Source organism: Meiothermus sp. (assembly GCF_026004075.1).
GTDB lineage: Bacteria > Deinococcota > Deinococci > Deinococcales > Thermaceae > Meiothermus.
In genome coordinates, this window is sequence record NZ_BPIK01000001.1 from 2,252,060 (window position 1) to 2,268,223 (window position 16,164).

The 16,164-nt window shown below is 59.2% G+C and carries 18 protein-coding genes; 6 read left to right on the forward strand and 12 right to left on the reverse strand.

The genetic code is table 11. The annotated features are described in order from the left end of the window. Positions 1-37: 37 nt before the first annotated feature. From Q0X18_RS10880 to Q0X18_RS10895, 4 genes are all read right to left on the reverse strand, one after another. Entirely contained in the window at positions 38-268 is a 231-nt protein-coding gene (locus Q0X18_RS10880; RefSeq protein ID WP_297562225.1) for a hypothetical protein, read from the reverse strand. 103 nt (positions 269-371) lie between these two features. Next, positions 372-1,004: a thiamine diphosphokinase gene (locus Q0X18_RS10885; RefSeq protein WP_297562228.1), complete on the reverse strand. Its 633-nt coding sequence runs from the start codon at positions 1,002-1,004 to the stop codon at positions 372-374. Positions 1,005-1,024: 20 nt separating this feature from the next. Next, positions 1,025-2,020 carry an ABC transporter ATP-binding protein gene (locus tag Q0X18_RS10890; protein ID WP_297562231.1) on the reverse strand — a complete coding sequence of 332 codons (996 nt, stop codon included), beginning with the start codon at positions 2,018-2,020 and terminating at the stop codon, positions 1,025-1,027. A 15-nt stretch (positions 2,021-2,035) separates the two neighbouring features. Beyond that, the gene (locus Q0X18_RS10895; protein WP_297562233.1) at positions 2,036-3,061 is read right to left on the reverse strand and encodes a PAS domain-containing sensor histidine kinase; all 1,026 of its coding nucleotides are present in this window, start codon (positions 3,059-3,061) and stop codon (positions 2,036-2,038) included. A gap of 71 nt (positions 3,062-3,132) precedes the next feature. Here Q0X18_RS10895 and Q0X18_RS10900 point away from each other — a divergent pair, with 71 nt between their 5' ends. Beyond that, entirely contained in the window at positions 3,133-3,813 is a 681-nt protein-coding gene (locus tag Q0X18_RS10900) for a cytochrome c biogenesis CcdA family protein (protein ID WP_297562236.1), read from the forward strand. Between the two features lie 21 nt (positions 3,814-3,834). Further along, positions 3,835-4,440, forward strand: coding sequence for an ABC transporter ATP-binding protein (locus Q0X18_RS10905; protein WP_297562240.1), 606 nt, complete (start codon positions 3,835-3,837; stop codon positions 4,438-4,440). 235 nt (positions 4,441-4,675) lie between these two features. Here Q0X18_RS10905 and Q0X18_RS10910 read toward each other — a convergent pair whose 3' ends face one another. The 5 genes from Q0X18_RS10910 to fabF form a co-directional block, all read right to left on the reverse strand. Further along, complete coding sequence (locus Q0X18_RS10910) at positions 4,676-5,461, reverse strand: SDR family oxidoreductase (RefSeq protein WP_297562242.1); 786 nt, start codon at positions 5,459-5,461, stop codon at positions 4,676-4,678. A gap of 15 nt (positions 5,462-5,476) precedes the next feature. After that, the gene (locus Q0X18_RS10915) at positions 5,477-5,950 is read right to left on the reverse strand and encodes a GNAT family N-acetyltransferase (protein ID WP_374707514.1); all 474 of its coding nucleotides are present in this window, start codon (positions 5,948-5,950) and stop codon (positions 5,477-5,479) included. 104 nt (positions 5,951-6,054) lie between these two features. Then, positions 6,055-7,332 carry a S41 family peptidase gene (locus tag Q0X18_RS10920; RefSeq protein WP_297562247.1) on the reverse strand — a complete coding sequence of 426 codons (1,278 nt, stop codon included), beginning with the start codon at positions 7,330-7,332 and terminating at the stop codon, positions 6,055-6,057. A 9-nt stretch (positions 7,333-7,341) separates the two neighbouring features. Continuing rightward, positions 7,342-8,589: a S41 family peptidase gene (locus Q0X18_RS10925; RefSeq protein WP_297562250.1), complete on the reverse strand. Its 1,248-nt coding sequence runs from the start codon at positions 8,587-8,589 to the stop codon at positions 7,342-7,344. Positions 8,590-8,723: 134 nt separating this feature from the next. Next, on the reverse strand, positions 8,724-9,953 hold the full coding sequence (gene fabF / locus Q0X18_RS10930) for a beta-ketoacyl-ACP synthase II (RefSeq protein ID WP_297562253.1): 1,230 nt from the start codon (positions 9,951-9,953) through the stop codon (positions 8,724-8,726). Between the two features lie 141 nt (positions 9,954-10,094). Between fabF and Q0X18_RS10935 the strand changes: the two genes are divergently transcribed. From Q0X18_RS10935 to cysE, 3 genes are read left to right on the forward strand one after another with little or no spacing between them, the layout of a single operon-like run. After that, positions 10,095-10,832, forward strand: a complete 738-nt coding sequence (locus Q0X18_RS10935; RefSeq protein WP_297562255.1) for a YebC/PmpR family DNA-binding transcriptional regulator — start codon at positions 10,095-10,097, stop codon at positions 10,830-10,832. A gap of 2 nt (positions 10,833-10,834) precedes the next feature. Further along, positions 10,835-11,386: a GrpB family protein gene (locus tag Q0X18_RS10940; protein ID WP_297562258.1), complete on the forward strand. Its 552-nt coding sequence runs from the start codon at positions 10,835-10,837 to the stop codon at positions 11,384-11,386. A 28-nt stretch (positions 11,387-11,414) separates the two neighbouring features. Further along, the gene (cysE, locus tag Q0X18_RS10945) at positions 11,415-12,050 is read left to right on the forward strand and encodes a serine O-acetyltransferase (RefSeq protein ID WP_297563073.1); all 636 of its coding nucleotides are present in this window, start codon (positions 11,415-11,417) and stop codon (positions 12,048-12,050) included. A 3-nt stretch (positions 12,051-12,053) separates the two neighbouring features. Here cysE and queA read toward each other — a convergent pair whose 3' ends face one another. The 3 genes from queA to Q0X18_RS10960 all read right to left on the reverse strand — a co-directional run bounded on the left by queA (position 12,054) and on the right by Q0X18_RS10960 (position 14,506). Then, positions 12,054-13,070, reverse strand: a complete 1,017-nt coding sequence (gene queA, locus Q0X18_RS10950; RefSeq protein WP_297562260.1) for a tRNA preQ1(34) S-adenosylmethionine ribosyltransferase-isomerase QueA — start codon at positions 13,068-13,070, stop codon at positions 12,054-12,056. A gap of 28 nt (positions 13,071-13,098) precedes the next feature. Beyond that, a complete protein-coding gene (locus Q0X18_RS10955; RefSeq protein ID WP_297562262.1) occupies positions 13,099-13,677 on the reverse strand; it encodes an NYN domain-containing protein in 579 nt (192 codons plus the stop codon). A gap of 163 nt (positions 13,678-13,840) precedes the next feature. Next, positions 13,841-14,506 (reverse strand): hypothetical protein, encoded by a 666-nt coding sequence (locus Q0X18_RS10960; protein WP_297563075.1) that lies wholly within the window; start codon positions 14,504-14,506, stop codon positions 13,841-13,843. Between the two features lie 129 nt (positions 14,507-14,635). Between Q0X18_RS10960 and Q0X18_RS10965 the strand changes: the two genes are divergently transcribed. After that, entirely contained in the window at positions 14,636-16,132 is a 1,497-nt protein-coding gene (locus Q0X18_RS10965) for a lipopolysaccharide assembly protein LapB (RefSeq protein ID WP_297562264.1), read from the forward strand. Positions 16,133-16,164 lie beyond the last annotated feature (32 nt).

A 16,164-nucleotide genomic window follows, 5' to 3' on the forward strand; every position in this document is an offset into this window, starting at 1 on the left:
TGTGCCATCCAGCCCATGAGTTAGATGGGCACAGTCATCAGTCGTTAAACAGATTATCGAAAGCCGCTTGACCACCGCTTTTGCGCTTAAGACGAAAGAGATCGTTTTTGAGCTCGAGCCGGTCTTCTTGTAGCAGCAGCTCGAGGGTGCGCCGCAGTTCGTCCCTGGACAGGGTCTCACCCTCCTCGTCCAGCCAGCGAATAATGTCCTTTTCGCTGGCGAAGCGCAGCTTCTCAATGGCTTTGAGAACCCAACCGCGGGTGTCCATGCTTGAATATACCGCGACCCCCACAGGCCTCGTCATGAGAAGCCAGCAGGCTCATGGCAAGGGCTCTCTTTATTCGTCGAACAAAAGCATATCTTTTTGAGCTTTATGCAGACTCGGGATAGACGATCACCACCCCGTAGCCACCCTCGAGATCGATCTCCACAGGGCCCAATGCCAGATTGGAAAGGGTCTGCGTACTCCCCAAGGATACGCTGGCTTTTTGGAGTGGCCAACGCACGCCCCGAATACTCAAGCCCGAAAACCCCCCCAGGGGCAACAGGCTGAGCTTGCTCTGCGGCGGCAGATATAAGCGCAATTGTCCCGGCAACAGGGGATGGGCCTCTTCGTTACCCGAGGTCAGCAAGGTGGCAATACCCTGCCGGGCCAGCCGGATACCCAGCAGCAGGTGGGCTAGGGTCTGGTCGGTCTGGCCTCCCATGGCCCCTACCAGAACAAGCTGCTCGGCCCCCCGGGCCAGGGCTGCCGCGACCGCCAGCTCGCCGTCGGTAAAGTCCTTAGCCACCGGGTGTTCCTCTCGAGGCACCTGGACATAGGCTTGCTCCAGTTCTGGGGAGGCCGAGTCGAAGTCGCCAACCCACAGCTCGGGCATAAGCCCCAGGGTTTGCGCATGGCGCATACCCCCGTCAGCTGCAATAATCCGGCTTCCGGCCACCTGGGCTCTTAGCCGCTCGGTGGGCACAACCAGGCCTCCCAGCAGAATGGTAAAGCGGTGCATAAACAAGACCAACCTACGGCTTAGGCCAGGGGATTTATGGTGTCGCGACGACCTGTTTGCTCCTCTTCCAGCGCGACCACCCTCGACCAATCTACCCGTATCTGGGTGGTATCGCCGGGGTAAAGCCCCTGCTCCGGGCCTTCCAGGTACAGCCCCAGGCCCCGCCAGACCAGCTCGAGGGCCACCACAAAACCCTTAAATACCCGCTCCCGTACAACCGCTTCTTCACCCACCCCCAGGGTTATGGCCTCCTGGGGCAACAAGTGTGGTCGGGCCGGAAGGCCCATCTGGCGGCTCTGCTCGGCAGAGAGCAGGTTGCGGTGGCCCAAAAAACTGGCCACCCAAGGGTTCTTGGGCTGGCGAAAAAGCTGCTCGGGTGAGCCGAGTTGCACAACGATGCCCTCCTTTAGCAAAGCCACCTGCTGGGCAATTGCAAATGCTTCGGACTGGTCGTGGGTAACCACAATGGTCGGTACGCCAATCTGGCGCAAGATGGCTCGCAGTTCCAGGAGCAGTTCCTGCCGTAGCTTCAAATCCAGTGCGCCCAATGGTTCATCCAGGAGCAACAAGCGGGGGTTGTTGGCCAGGGCTCGAGCCAGCGCTACCCGTTGCCGTTCCCCGCCCGAAAGCTGGTCGGGGCGCTTGTGGGCATGAGGCCCCAGATGGGTCAACTCCAGTAAAAAGGCTACCCGCTCCCGCATTCTATAGGCCTCCCAGCGCGCTTCGCGCAGGCCAAAAGCGATATTTTCCCATACCGACATGTGCGGGAACAACGCATAGTCCTGAAACACAAGCCCAACACGGCGCGCTTCGGGCGCCAGCAGTGTGAGTTCGGCTTCATCCAGCCAAACCTGACCTGCTTCGGGTATTTCCAGACCCGCAACCAGCCGCAAAAGCGTACTCTTGCCACTCCCCGAAGGCCCCAGCAAGGCCAGGGTTTGCCCTGGGCCAACCTCCAGCGATACCGATAACTTGAATCCCGGATAACTCTTGCCCAGCCCTACTATGCGCAGCATATCCTTAGCCTAACGCTAAAGCGGTAGCCACACACTAAACTTGGCCCCCCGATCTTCCTGCGAATCTACCCATATGCGCCCCTGGTGGGCTTCGACAATGGCCTTGGAAATGTAAAGCCCCAGCCCCGTACCCACAATGCCTCTGGCAATGGCACTTTTGGTGCGGCTATAGCGCTGAAAGAGCTGGCCCTGCTCTTCCAGTGGGATGCCCGGGCCAGTATCCTCTACCTCGATCAAAATCCCACCATGGGCTCTGGCCCGTAACCAAACGGTGCCCTGGCGGGGACAGAACTTAAATGCGTTGGAAAGCAAATTGCCCACCACCTGTCCAATGCGCTCCGGATCGGCCTCGATAATGGGCAGCCGCTCGAGCTCCAAAATGAACTGAATCTGGCTAAGTTTGGCCACCCCGGCAAAGCTGCGGGCAGTCTGGGCTAAGGTGGCCCGTAGGTCTACAGGCTGCCGATTGATGCTAAATCGGCCAGCCTCCAGGCGTGATGTGTCCAGCAAGTTGTTGACCATATCTTTGAGCCGCAGGCTGCTGTGCTGTATGTTTTCTAAAAAACCCTTAAGCTCCGAAGGGCTGTATTTATCGTCCAGCAGCAGTTCACTAAAACCCAGTATCGAGGCCAGCGGCGTTTTGAGTTCGTGCGAGACAGCCGCCATAAACTCCGACTTTAGACGATCGGCCTGGCGCTCGAGCGTGACGTCCCGGAAAAGCATCAGAGTCAGCTCTTTTTCCATGGGGACAATCCGGGCCTCGAAGTCCCGCGATTCCAGGCTAAACTCGAGTACCTGGGCCGGTTCACCAGCCAGCACCTTACAAGCGGCTCGTTGAAGCGCTTGTGCTACATCTGGAGCAAATAGCTCACTCAGGGTTGTACCCAGGAAGCGATCCATGGGCAGGTGAGTAGCACTCCTGCCAGCCTTGTACTCACGGATATTACCCTCGAGATCTACCAGCAGCATGTCGTCGGGAATGGCCTCCAATATGGCGCGAATACGCTGGTCACGCTGATATTCCAGGGTGCCGTCTTGCATCTTCAAATATTACCCGGCAACCCTTGAAAGAATTACGAATTCCCTAACCCTTCTGGGCTATCCTGGCTAATATGAGTCTTATTGCCGCCTTTCTAGCCGGGATTCTCTCTTTTCTTTCGCCATGCGTGCTGCCGCTGGTACCTACCTACCTTCTGTACCTGGGCGGGGAGCGCGGACGGCCTCTTTTCAATGCGTTCTTCTTCGTAGGTGGGTTCTCGCTGGTGTTCTTGCTGCTAGGGCTACCCTTCACCATTCTGGGGGGGCTGTTAGCGGAAAACCGCCAGTTACTGGGTCAGGCGGGCGGGGTCATCCTGGTCTTGTTTGGCCTGTACATGCTGGGCTTAAAGCCAAAGTGGGGGGTTAATTTGCGCTATCAGGGGGATACCAGTCGCCCCTGGGGGGCCTTTGTGCTGGGTGCCATCTTGGGTCTGGGTTGGACACCCTGCATTGGGCCAATCCTGGGGGGCATTTTGACCCTCACGGCCACTGGAGGTGGGGTCAGCTTTCTGCTGGCCTACATTTTGGGGCTGGCTATACCGTTCCTGCTGGTGGCTCTTTTTGCCGATCGCATCCGTCCTGTGCTGCGCAAGGCAGCCCATTTCTCTCGCTGGGCCGAGGTAACGGCTGGGATTGTTCTGGTTGTGGTAGGCGTGCTGATGTTTACCGGTACCTTTACCCAACTCAACAGCTTCTTTTTGAAAATCACGCCCGAGTGGCTTCTGAACCTCGAGAAGGGCCTAATTGGGCAGTAACCTATGCGTATGATAAGTCCTATGCTGATTGAGGCCGTATTGGTTTCCAAGCGCTACGGGCGGGACTGGGTACTGCGTGACCTAGACTTTCAGCTCGCCCAGCACGAGGCCGTAGCCCTAGTAGGGCCCAATGGCGTGGGGAAAACCACATTATTGAGGGTGCTAGCTGGTTTGATACAGCCAACCCAGGGTTCGGTCAAGCTGGGCGGAAGAGTGGGTTTTTTGGCCAATCCACCGGCCTTTCATCGGCATTTTTCTGGAGCGGAAAATCTGCATTATGCCCTTCGGCTCGATGGGCGAGTCAGTGACAGCAAAGAGATTGCTACCACCTTGGCAGAGGTCGGGCTCCCGCACGACAAGCCCGTACTGAGCTATAGCAGCGGCATGAAAAAGCGCCTGGCCATGGCCAAGTTGCGCCTGCAAAACCCCGATATCTGGCTACTAGACGAACCCGAGGCAGCCCTGGATGCAGAAGGGCGGGGGTTGCTAGAAAACCTGGTGCGCTACGCCCGATCGCGAGGCGGCGTAATTATTGCCACTCACGACAAAAGCTGGCTTTCGCTGGTAGATCGGGTGGTTGAACTGATACCAGGTTCGGTTCACTCGTCATTGAATGCGACCAGCTAGCCCAATCCGTATAACAGAGAACGATACCGTCGAAATGCTTTTCTACTCCCTTCGGTCAGCTTGAATCCTTCACCTCTGGCTGCGCATGGCGGTGAAGGATTCAAGCGGAAACAGTATGAAAGGGTATCTTTTGCTTCGACCCCTTCGACCGGCTCTGGGATCAGCTCTGCAGCCAAAGGATTACAGAGGGCAACCCCTTGCATGTAGTTGAACGACCCTTCTTGTGAGTCCGGTATTACAGCAACCCTCGAATGACCCCGCCCTCCACCATAATGGCTTGACCGGTTAAGTAGCTAGCCCTGGCCGAGAGCAAAAAAACGGCCACGTTAGCAATTTCTTGGGGGGAAGCCATCCGGCCTGCTGGTATCTGTGCGGCCTGCTGAGCATATGCTGCTTCTAAGCTGATGCCTTGGCTCTGGGCACGAAAGGCAAATACCTCCTCAACCCGTTCCGTGCGGGTATAGCCCGGCCCCAAGGTATTGACCGTAATGCCAAAGGGAGCCACTTCTTTAGCCAGGGTTTTGGCATAACCTGTCAGTCCTGCTCGTAGAGCGTTGGAAAGGGCTAAATTCTCGATGGGCTCCTTAACAGCCAGCGAGGTGATAAACAGAATTCTGCCGAACTGCCTCGCCTGCATATCAGGAAGCAAGGCATTAGCTAAAGTCACCATCGGGTACCAAAGCTGCTCTGCGGCCATGCGAATATCTTGAATCTTCAAGTCTCGAGCCGCCCCAGGCTTGGGCCCCGCTGTATTACCCAGGAAGAGTTCCACAGCTCCCAGTTTTTGGGTTTCTACAATTAGGCGCTCGAGCTCCTCTTCTCGAGCTAGATCCACCGCTACCGCATGGGCTTCTCCCCCACTCGTCCTGATTTCACGTACCAGCTCTTGGAGTTTCTCGCGATTGCGTGCTGCCATCACCACCCTAGCCCCCTCCTCCGCCAAAGTGGTTGCGATAGCCCGTCCAATTCCTTGCGACGCCCCTGTTACCAGGGCCAGCTTACCTGCAATGCCCAGATCCACAAGATACTCCCGAAACTACTTTAGAGATTTCATATACCAGCTCAGGGTCGGGCCACTGTCGCGCAGATGCTCAAAGCCTACTCGCTCCCAGAAGCGTTTGGCCTGCTCGTTATTGCCGTACACCACTGCATACAACTGTTCCATTCGGCCACTCAACTGGGCCTCGAGCTGCTCTACCGCGGCCTTTCCCAGACCCTGGCCCTGCAGCTTTTCCTCGATTAAGAGCAGGCTGATGGTGGCCGAGTGCAGATCAGGGTAAGCCACTTTGTAGTCCAGAAAACCCACGGGCCGGTTCTCCTGCATCAAGAGCAGCGCCTGGCGCCTGGTGTCGTGGCGAAGGGTATCAAGCTCGCGCCGAATGTCGTTTAGGGTGGGCATGTCCCCCCCAATGAGTGAAATATAGGTGGGGCAATTTAAGTAAAGCTCATGCACAATTGCAGCCGAATCGCTTGTAACGGGCGAGAAGTCGAGGCGCACAGAAACTTTCATAAGCTTGCTCAGATTGTACCCAGCACAGGCCGGCTAAGGTGTAATTTTCAACCCACAGGACACCTGTGTATCAATCCCACATCCAGGCGGGCGCAGCCTCGCTATTACCGGCCTGCCTTGATACCCAGTGCCTCGAGGGCCTTCTCAAAAGGCAGGTCACGCCCGGTGTTGGCGAGCTGCTCGAGGGAGTTCTCAACCACGAAGTCTGGAGTAGCCCGTGGCGGATAAGGCGTTCCATCGGCAAAAAAGGCCCGGTTGTAGGAGATGCTCAAGGCCCCTCCGTTAATCAAATTGAAGGGGCGGGTGGTGGTGTTGCCAATGCCCAGCGTGGGTACGCCCACCAGGGCCCCTACCCTGGCCTTCTGGATGGCCGACGCCAGATACTCTCCACCCGAAGCAGTGTTGTTGTCTACCAGCACCACCAAGGGGCCGCGCCAGCGTGTCAGGAATGGTAGGTTAGCGGTCTCGCTCTGACCATTGCGGGTAATGGTGAACCGCCCATCACGGATACGAAACTCGGTGCGCTCGGTCTGATAGCGGTCTTCCAGGGCCACATAAGCCTCGTCCAGAAAAGCAGCTGCGGCAAGAATCATCTCGTTGAGCAAGCCGCCGCTGTTGCCCCGCAATTCCAAAACCATGGCCCGCGCGTTTTTCTGCTGGGCCTCACGCACAAGCTCGTGTACCCGGCGGCCCACCTGGCCCTGGGCATCAAAGTCGGGGATTTTGAGCACCGCCACGCCATCGGGCCTTATTTTGAGCGAGGGGAAGCGGGCCAGATTAATTTCACGGCCTGTGAGGGTTATCTCGAGGCGCTGGCGCTCGGGGCCCCGCAGAATGGTTAAAACCACCGGACGCCCCGATTGCACCGACTGCGTTAGGAGCTGGACGACCTGATTGTCATCAGGCAGCTCGCCCAAGGAGCGTCCGTTGATAGCAATGATGCGGTCGCCATAAGCCAGCCCAGCCTCGTCGGCTGGCCCTCCCTCCACCACATCCACAATGAGGCGGTCGCGGGAACCAGGTATGGGCAGGTGGCTGACACCAATGCGCAACGTGCGGGAAGGCGCATTACCCTGGCGGCTTTCTCGAGTGCCGCGCAAAGCCTCGGGGCTCAGGTAATAGGTGTGATTGTCGTTGAGTTCGTCCACCATCTGCTCGATGATGGGCACGGCTTGCTCGTAGGGGCAGGTATCTTTTTGCGAAGCACAGGCACGATCCAGCTCCACCTGGTAGCGGGCTGTGAGCTCTTTGAGGTTCAAAGTAGCAGGGCCGTTGTAATAAAACTCCACATAGAAGCTGGCCTGGTCGAAGAGGTCTTGAGCCGGCGAGGCCAGCGAAAGCGAGCCGAGCACCAGAACCAGAGTGGCAAACAGTTTGCGCATAGCTTTCACCTACCGCAGCATTTCCAAGGCGTGCTCCAGTACTCGGTCACGCCCGGCAATAAGGGCCTCGAGGTCGTCCTCCACCACCACATCGGGGCTGACTTTGAGGGGGAAGGGCGAGCCGTCCAGGTTGCGCATTCTAAGCGAAGAAACCGCGATAAAATCGCCGTTGATAAGGGGGCCCTCGGCGCTGCCCGACATCCCCAGGGCACCGGCGGTGGGCTCTCCCACCACCCTGGCCCGACCCGCTGCCTGCAGGAAGTAGGCCAGCATTTCGGCAGAGTTGAAGGTATTGCGGTTAACCAGCACCACAACCGGGATACGGGCCAGGTAAGGCCGCCCGAGGGCGTTTTGCTCTTCCTTTTCGGCTCCTTCAGGCTGCACGTAAAGCTTGCCATTTTCTACGGTGTGGGTTTCATCCTGCCCCTGAAAACGACGATCGTAAATGAACCCCCCCTTGCCGGTAAAAGCCGCCGCCGCCAGCAGGGCTTCCGAGTCGTAACCGGTTAGGGCATCGCGCAGGTCGATCACCATCCCGCGGGCCCCGGCCTGTTCCGCCCGACGTGCAGCATCGTGGATAAGCTGGGCAGTGGAGTAGTTTTCGGAACTGTAGAGATGGTAGATACGCAAGTAGGCGATATTGTTATTGACCTCGAGCCTGGGCTGCATGGTGGCCTCGGCCACCCGTGGGGTGAGCGTCACGCTGCGGGCCGTGCCTTGCCGGCTATAACGCAAGCCAAAGGGGCTGCGGGCTGCCTCAGCCGCGTTCAGCCGGGCCAGGGTCGCAGGCTGGTCTGCAATCTGGGTAATCAGGTCGCCCCGGCGCAGCCCGGCCTCGTACGCCGGCTCGCCGGGAAAGGCCTCGCTCACCACCAACCCCCTGGGAGTTTCGCGTACCCAGACCCCTATCCTGGGGGCCGCGGGCCCCAGGCCAGCCCCATAACGCTCGTCATCGATGAGCTGGTCTCGAGTGACCAAGACCGTAAATGGATCGGCAATATCCCGCACAATGCGCTCGATAACCTGTTTTGCTTTATCGAAGCCGCAGCGGTTACCTTCAGAAGCACAAAGCCGATCAAGTTCAGGCTGGTACTGCCGCCGTAGCTCCCTGAAGGGCGGAACCTTGGCCGGGCCGTTGTAGTAGAAGCCGATCAGAAAAGTAGCTTGATCAAACAGATCCTGGGCGGGAGAAGCCAGGGCCGAACCAGCCAGACCAAGCACCACCATGCCGCTCACCAACGCATGTCGTAGGGCCATATTCCCTCAATGATACGCAAAAAAATGTTAAGCGAATGGTAGGTTGGCCTGGGTTATAAAAATGGTCACCCAAGCCGTAAAGATCCGCAGAGCTGCTCGCCCCTCCAACCACGGCCAGAGCGAATTTTGATTGGCTAAACCCGCTTAAAGAGCAGGGTGGCGTTCATCCCTCCAAAGGCAAACGAGTTGGAGAGGGCGTAGTCCACCTGTTTTTCTTTAGGGGTGTTGGGCACGTAGTCGAGGTCGAGTTCGGGATCGGGATCCTCGAGGTTGATGGTGGGCGGCAGAATTCCGCTGGCCAGGGCCTGCACGGTAGCCACAGCCTCGATGGCCCCCGCCGCGCCCAACAGGTGCCCAATCATGCTCTTGGTGGACGAGACCGAGAGCCTGTAGGCGTGCTCGCCGAAGACCTTTTTGATGGCCAGGGTCTCGGCCTTGTCCCCGACCGGCGTAGAAGTGCCGTGGGCGTTGATGTAGCCGACCTGCTCAGGGCTGACCTTGGCATCCTTGAGGGCCGCTCGCATGGCCAGGGCCGCGCCCGCGCCCTCGGGGTGAGGCTCGGTAATGTGATGGGCATCGGCGCTGCGGCCAAAACCCACCAGCTCGGCGTAGATTTTGGCACCACGGGCTTTGGCCCGTTCGTACTCCTCCAGCACCAGCACCGCAGCCCCTTCCGAGAGCACAAAGCCATCGCGGCTTTTGGTGAAAGGGCGGCTGGCCTTCTCGGGTTCGTGGTTGCGGGTCGAGAGGGCCCGCATCACCCCAAAGCTGCCAATGGCCATCTCGGTGACCACCGCCTCGGTGCCGCCGGTGAGCATCACATCGGCCTCACCCAGTTGGATTACCCGCAAGGCGTTGCCTATGGCATCTGAGCCGGTTGCACAGGCGGTTACTACCGTGGAGGATGGCCCCATGAAGCCATATTTCATGGCCAGCTGGGCCGAGGCCATGTTGGCAATCATCATGGGGATGAAGAAAGGCGATAGGCGGGTACCACCCTTCTCGAAGAGCACCTTGCTCTGCTCCTGCCAGGTAATCATACCCCCGATGCCGGTTCCAATCAGGGTACCGATGCGGGTGGGGTCTTCTTTCTCGAGCTCCAGCCCCGAATCCTGCAAGGCCAGGTGCCCGCCAATCAGGGCCAGTTGGGTGAAACGATCCAGGCGGCGCAACTCGCGCTTGTCTATGTATTCCTCGGGGTTGACATCCACTTCGCCCGCAATCTGCACGGGGTAGCTCGAAGCATCGAACTGGGTGATGCGGCGGATGCCCGACCGGCCCTCGAGCTGGGCTTTGTGGAAGGCTTCGGCTCCGATGCCGTTGGGGGCCACCGGGCCAATTCCGGTAACGACGACGCGACGCATAAGGGCCATTATAGACCACCGCCGCAATTGTTCTAAGTCTAGCTATAAAGGCCTATCGTAATCAAAACTCCGAGTAGCTACTCGGGAAACACCAGCTGCTTTTCCCGGTGGTGACTGCCGTATACTGAAGGACGGTGATGTATGGCTGGTCATAGCAAATGGGCACAAATTAAGCGCAAGAAAGCCGCTAACGACCTCAAAAAAGGTAAGATCGTCAGCAAATACCTGCGTCTGATTGCAGCCGCGGCCAGGGCGGGGGGTAGCGCCGACCCGGCGGCCAACGTCAACCTGCGCAACCTAATCGAAGCTGCCCGGGACGCCGATGTACCCAACGACAACATCGAGCGCCTTTTGAAGCGACTTGCCGGCGGCGACGACGAGGGCAGCAACTACGAAGAGATCGTCTACGAGGGTTACGCACCGGGCGGGGTGGCCATCATCGTGCAGGCCCTCTCCGACAACCGCAACCGCACGGCTTCGGAGGTGCGTCACATCTTCAACAAGCACGGGGGCAGCCTGGGGGCTACCGGGTCGGTCTCGTGGCAGTTCGACCGGCGGGGCTATATCTGGGTTGAACCCAACACCGAGGCCGCACAGGAAGCCGCCATCGAGGCCGGGGCGATTGATCTTCAGGAGAGTGAAGAAGGTCTGGAAGTCTATACCGACCCCCAGGAAGTCTATGCCGTAGCCAACGCCCTCAAGGCCAAAGGCTTCAAGCCCGAGGACACCGAGATCACCATGGTGCCGCAAAACACCATGAGCCTGAGCCAGGAAGAGGCCGAGAAGGTGCTGCGCATGGTGGAAGCCCTGGAAGAGCTCGACGATGTGCAGAACGTGTACACCAACCTGAACCTCGATAACGTCTCGATTGGGGCCTAGGCATGTCCCAGCCCATTGTGGTGGTGGACTACGATCCTACCTGGCCCGAAGTTTTTGAACGGCTCCGGGCGCCGGTCTGGCGAGCAGTACAGGATTTTGCCCTGGCCATCGAGCACGTGGGCAGTACCTCGGTGCCGGGACTGGCCGCCAAGCCTATCATTGATATGGATGTGGTCATCGCCTCTGCCGCCCTAATTCCTCTGGCCATCGAACGCCTGGGAACGCTGGGCTATGTGCACCGGGGCAACCTGGGTATCGAGGGGCGGGAAGCCTTCCAGCAACCGGCCCACCTGCCACCGCATCATCTGTATGTTTGTCTGCAAGACAGCGTGAGCCTGCGCAACCACCTGGCCTTGCGGGACTATCTCCGGGCTCATCCCGCGGCGGTACAGGCGTATGGCGCCCTGAAGAAGCGTCTTGCCCAGGAGCATGCCCACAACATCGAGGCTTACATCGAGGCCAAAAGCGACCTGATTCTATCCATGCTGGCTCAAACCGGTTTCGAGACCGAGCAGATAGCTGCCATTCGAGAACAGAACCGGGCCAAACCCTGACCGGCTGTACTGCATACTCAAGGATCCAATAGAATGCAAGCTCACAGCCAGGCTGAAGGAAGACTGGCTAAGCTTAATCAGCAGGCAGGGTTGGTTCTGCCTCGAGTGTCCCAGAATGGTATCCATAGTGGAACGGTTTAGAGAGGATGTGCAGGCCGTGCTGGACCGAGACCCGGCGGCCAGGGGTGCCCTCGAGGCCATCCTGTTCAGTCCGGGGATGCACGCCTTGTGGATGCACCGGCTCAACCACTGGCTCTGGCGGGCCAATTTCAAGTTACTGGCCCGCATTCTGGCCCACTTTACCCGTATGCTCACCGGGGTCGAGATTCACCCCGGCGCCCGCATTGGCCGCCGGGTGGTGCTAGACCACGGCATGGGCATTGTAATTGGCGAGACCGCCGAAGTGGGCGACGATGTGCTGATGTACCACGGGGTGACCCTGGGCGGCACCGGCTTCACCCGCGAGAAGCGCCACCCCACCATTGGCAAGGGGGTGCTGCTGGGGGCCCATGCGGTGGTGCTGGGGCCTATCGTGGTGGGCGATGGGGCCAAGATTGGGGCCGGGGCGGTGGTCACCAAACCCGTGCCCCCCGGTGCAACCGCCATCGGGAACCCGGCGCAGATTATCGTTCGGGAAGAGGCGCTCGAGGCGGTCGAAACCTAGTTTTCACAGAATCAGCATGGCATCGCCCAGGCTATAAAACCGGTAGCGTTCGGCCACCGCGGTCTGGTAGGCCTGTTTCATCAGCTCGTGCCCCATAAAGGCCGAGACCAGCATCAGCAGGGTGGATTTGGGCAGGTGAAAGTTGGTAATCAGGGCGTCTATCACGTTGAACCTGAACCCTGGGCGAATGAATAGCTGGGTCTCGCCGCTGCCCGCCCGCACACCGCTTAGCTCAGCGCTGTAGGCGGTCTCGAGGGTGCGTACCACTGTTGTGCCTGCCGCAATCACCCGCCGCCCCTCGGCCCTGGCGCGGTTGACTGCCTCGGCGGTTTGCGGCGAAACCTCGTAGGGCTCCAAATGCATCACATGCCGGTCGGGGTCGTCTTGGACAGGCTTGAAGGTGCCGGGGCCCACGTGCAGGGTGACGTATTGAATATCCACCCCCAGCCCCCGTACCCTGTCCAGCAGTTCGGGGGTAAAGTGCAGCCCCGCTGTGGGCGCGGCCACCGAGCCGGGGGTTCTGGCGTACACGGTCTGGTAGCGGGCCGGGTCTACCGAGGCCTGGATGTAGGGGGGCAGCGGCATCTTTCCGATGTTTTCCAGGTGTTCCCAGACATTGCCGGAAAACCTGAGCAGCCGGGTTCCGTCTGCTTCGATGGCCTCCACGGTAGCGAAGAGCCCATCGGGAAAGGTCAGCCTCGAGCCTACCTTAGCCCGTCTGGCGGGTTTGAGCAGGGCCTCCCACAGCCCCTCACTGGAGGGAATTTCCCGCACCAGCAGCACCTCGAGCACCGTTCCATGTGGGTTGGTGGCAAAAGTACGGGCCGGAATCACCTTGCTCTGGTTGAGCACCAGCACATCCCCTGCCCGAAGGTACTGGGGCAGGTCGCGGAAGATGCGGTGGGCAATCTGGCCGCTGTAGCGGTCAATTACCATCAACCGCGAGGTATCGCGGGGCTCGGCTCCACTCTGGGCGATGAGTTCGGGGGGTAGGTGGTAGTCGAAGTCCTCGAGGTTCATGGAATGGGTTTATGGCCGGGTTCGCGGGCTAGGGCTCGATTCGTGGTACTGCTGTACGCTCCCGGTCCTTACTGGGCACGAAGGCATTCTCGATCTCAGGCAGGTGGATAAAGCGGTCTACGGCATCAATCAGTTTTTGCGAGGTGGTCTCCTTGAAGGCGATCACCTCGACCCGGATGCCGCGTTCCATCAGCACCTCCACGATGTCCACAAAGTCGCCGTCGCCGCTGCCCAGCACCACCACGTCCAGGGTATGCATCAGCCGCACCATATCGGCGGCGATGCCCATATCCCAGTTGCCTTCGTAGATGGGCTTGCCCTCGTCGGTGGTCTCCTTGAGGGTCAGATTCATGCGGCGCACCCGGAAGCCAATGGTGGAGAGCTTATAGATAAAGGGCCAGGCCGAGGTGTCGTGCTCGCGCTCGACTACGTAGGCGGTGGCCCGCACCAGTTGGCGGTTGGCCACCGCATAGCGCATCAGGCTTTCGAAGTTGACGTTCTGCCCGTAGTAGTCGCGGGCCGAGTGGTAGAGATTCTGGGTATCTACGAACAGGCCCACGCGCTGATGGGGGCTCCAACCGGGGATACGGCCAAAAGGGTCGTTCATCAAAGCTCCTTTAAAAATCGAGACCTACAAAAGGGGGTTAGCCCGCCTGAAATTGTATCAAATCGTACCCAATAAAACGCGCGGGGCCCGGCCTCGCAAGGTTGTATAGGCCCCGCCTGCTTCTTTGAACAATAAGGGGTGTGGGGCTGCCCTCGACCAGGCCCTACCGCAAAGCCGCCAACTCACGCCGGGCGCGCTCGAGGTCGAAGCGGTCGGCGGCGGTTTTGGGAGCAATCGCCAAAGCGGCCTCGTACTGCTTGCGGGCCTCTTCTTTCTTACCCTGGGCAGCCAGCACCCCGGCCAGCTCCACCTTGTGGATGATGGTCTGGGGCTCGAGCTGGATGGCCTCGTTGAACAGCGGCATAATCTGGTTGCCATTGGCCCCGTACAACCAGCCCACGTTCTTGGAGATGAGCGAATGGTGCCACAGGGCCAGCGCGACCCTGGCCCCGGCATGGCGGGGGTTCAGACGCAGGGTTTTGTCCAGGTTCTCTTTGATGCTGCTAGCCAGGCCCAGGCTTTCCAAAATACCCCGGTACTGCGAAAGGCGGCCCTGGGCTCGAGCCAGCTCAAAATAGGCCTCGGCATTATCGGCGTCGGCCTGGATGGCCCGACGGGCAGCGGCTTCGGCCCGGCCATACCAGTCGGCTTTTTCGTTATCTTTGGCCTGGTAGCCTGCAAAATAGCTGGCGGCTTTGGCAGCCAGAATCAGGCCTTCGGCGTTCCCCAATCGCAAGCCTGCCTCGTAGGCCTCTTGAAACTTGCCTTCATCAATCAGTTTCTCGACTGTTGCAGGGTTTTGGGCCAAGCCCATGGACAGCAGCACCATCAGCCCAAGTAGCAGATTCCTCACAGGTTCCTCCTCTTTGCGGCTCGCAGCCGACTACGATACCGCATGGATTTTACCGGATGTGCATCTGCAGGCAACTAGCCTGGGTGTGCATGTTACACTACCCCCATGGTAGCGTTACGAGCGATTCCTTTCGCCGTGGGAATCGCCCTATTTGCGTTTACGGCCCTGGCCCAGCTTGGCGCTGAAGGCTACTACACCCAGTGCAAGGCCCTGTACGACCAGGGGGTGCGGGATAGCGCCAAAGCAACCTGTCAGCTCGCGCTGGTGGACAACCCCAATCACCTGCCCAGCATCAAACTGCTGGGACGCATCTACCTCGAGGAAAACAACCTGGCTGCGGCCCAGCCCTTCCTCCAACAAATGAAGCAAATGGGCCCCCAAGACCCCGAGGTAGCCCTGCTGGAGGCGCGCTTTTTACTGTTGGAGGGGCGGCCATCCGAGGCACTCGAGCGCCTACCCAGAGGCCTGAGCACCGAGGCGGTGCTGCTACGGGCGCAGATTTACGAGGCTTTAGGCCGCTACGAAGAAGCTTACGCCACCTACCGACGGATAGCAGCCTCGGAAGAAGCCCGACTGGGCGCGGCTCGACTGGCAGAGCGGCTGGGGCGGCCTCAAGAAGCCCTGGGTCTACTGGGCAGCAGTCCCAAGGAGCAGCTTGTAAAAGCCCGCTTGATGTGGCTGTCGGGTGACACCCGCGCAGCAGCGGAGGCCCTAGAGGAAGTCTTGCCTCGCCTGGGGCCCCTAGAGGGGGACTACACCCAAACTTTAGGGCTGCTAGCCATGGTCTACTACGGCCTGGGTGAATTTGAAAAAGGCTCGCTGGTGTTGCGTCAGCTATCCTCGAGGGTAAGCCTTCCCAGCAGCCTGTTGGGCAAAATCTGGCCCTGGCTGCTGGTGTTCCTTATCTACTTGGGGCTGGTGCTGTATGGGGAAAGCCGTATCGAGCCCATGCGTACCGTGGAAATGGGCAGCGATCGGCGCTTTGGGCCTGGCTCCATTCATCTATGGCTCATACTGGCCTTTATTTTGGCGGGGCTGGCCAGTGTAGGCATTGGGCAACTGCTCTACCAAAACCTGTTGGCTTTGTTTACCCCATTCCAGGGCCAGGTTGTACGCCCAGTGTTCTATTTTCTGATGGGCGCTTTGGCCCTTCTCATTACCTATCAGATGGTGAAGCAAGAGGGCCTGGTTCAGGCGTTGGGCTCGAGATCAAGCTGGGTCGAAGGCACTTGGGCCGGCCTGGTTTTACTGGCCCTACTGGGTTTGTATTCCTACATCGCCAAGCCCCTGGGTCTGAGTGGACTCGGCACCATGTACCCCATTTTTTTGGGGCTGGGTTTGCTGGAGGTGGTTATTCGCGGCGTGGGATATCCGATTTATAAGGAGCGCTATAAGGAGCTAAGTAACTTCATGATTCCAGTGCTGTTTGCCCTAGCCATTCCCGGCCCTACAATCTTCTTCCTGATGGCAAGCCTATTTTTGGGTTGGCTATATATGCGCACCAAAGGGGCTTTGGCCGGGGCCACCGCCTGGGTATTGGCCGGATTGATTCTGGCCCTGGTTGCCAACATGCCCTTGGTACGTACCCTGCTGGTCGGTTAGCACCTGTCTCCTTCGTCCCTGCTGACAAAAAG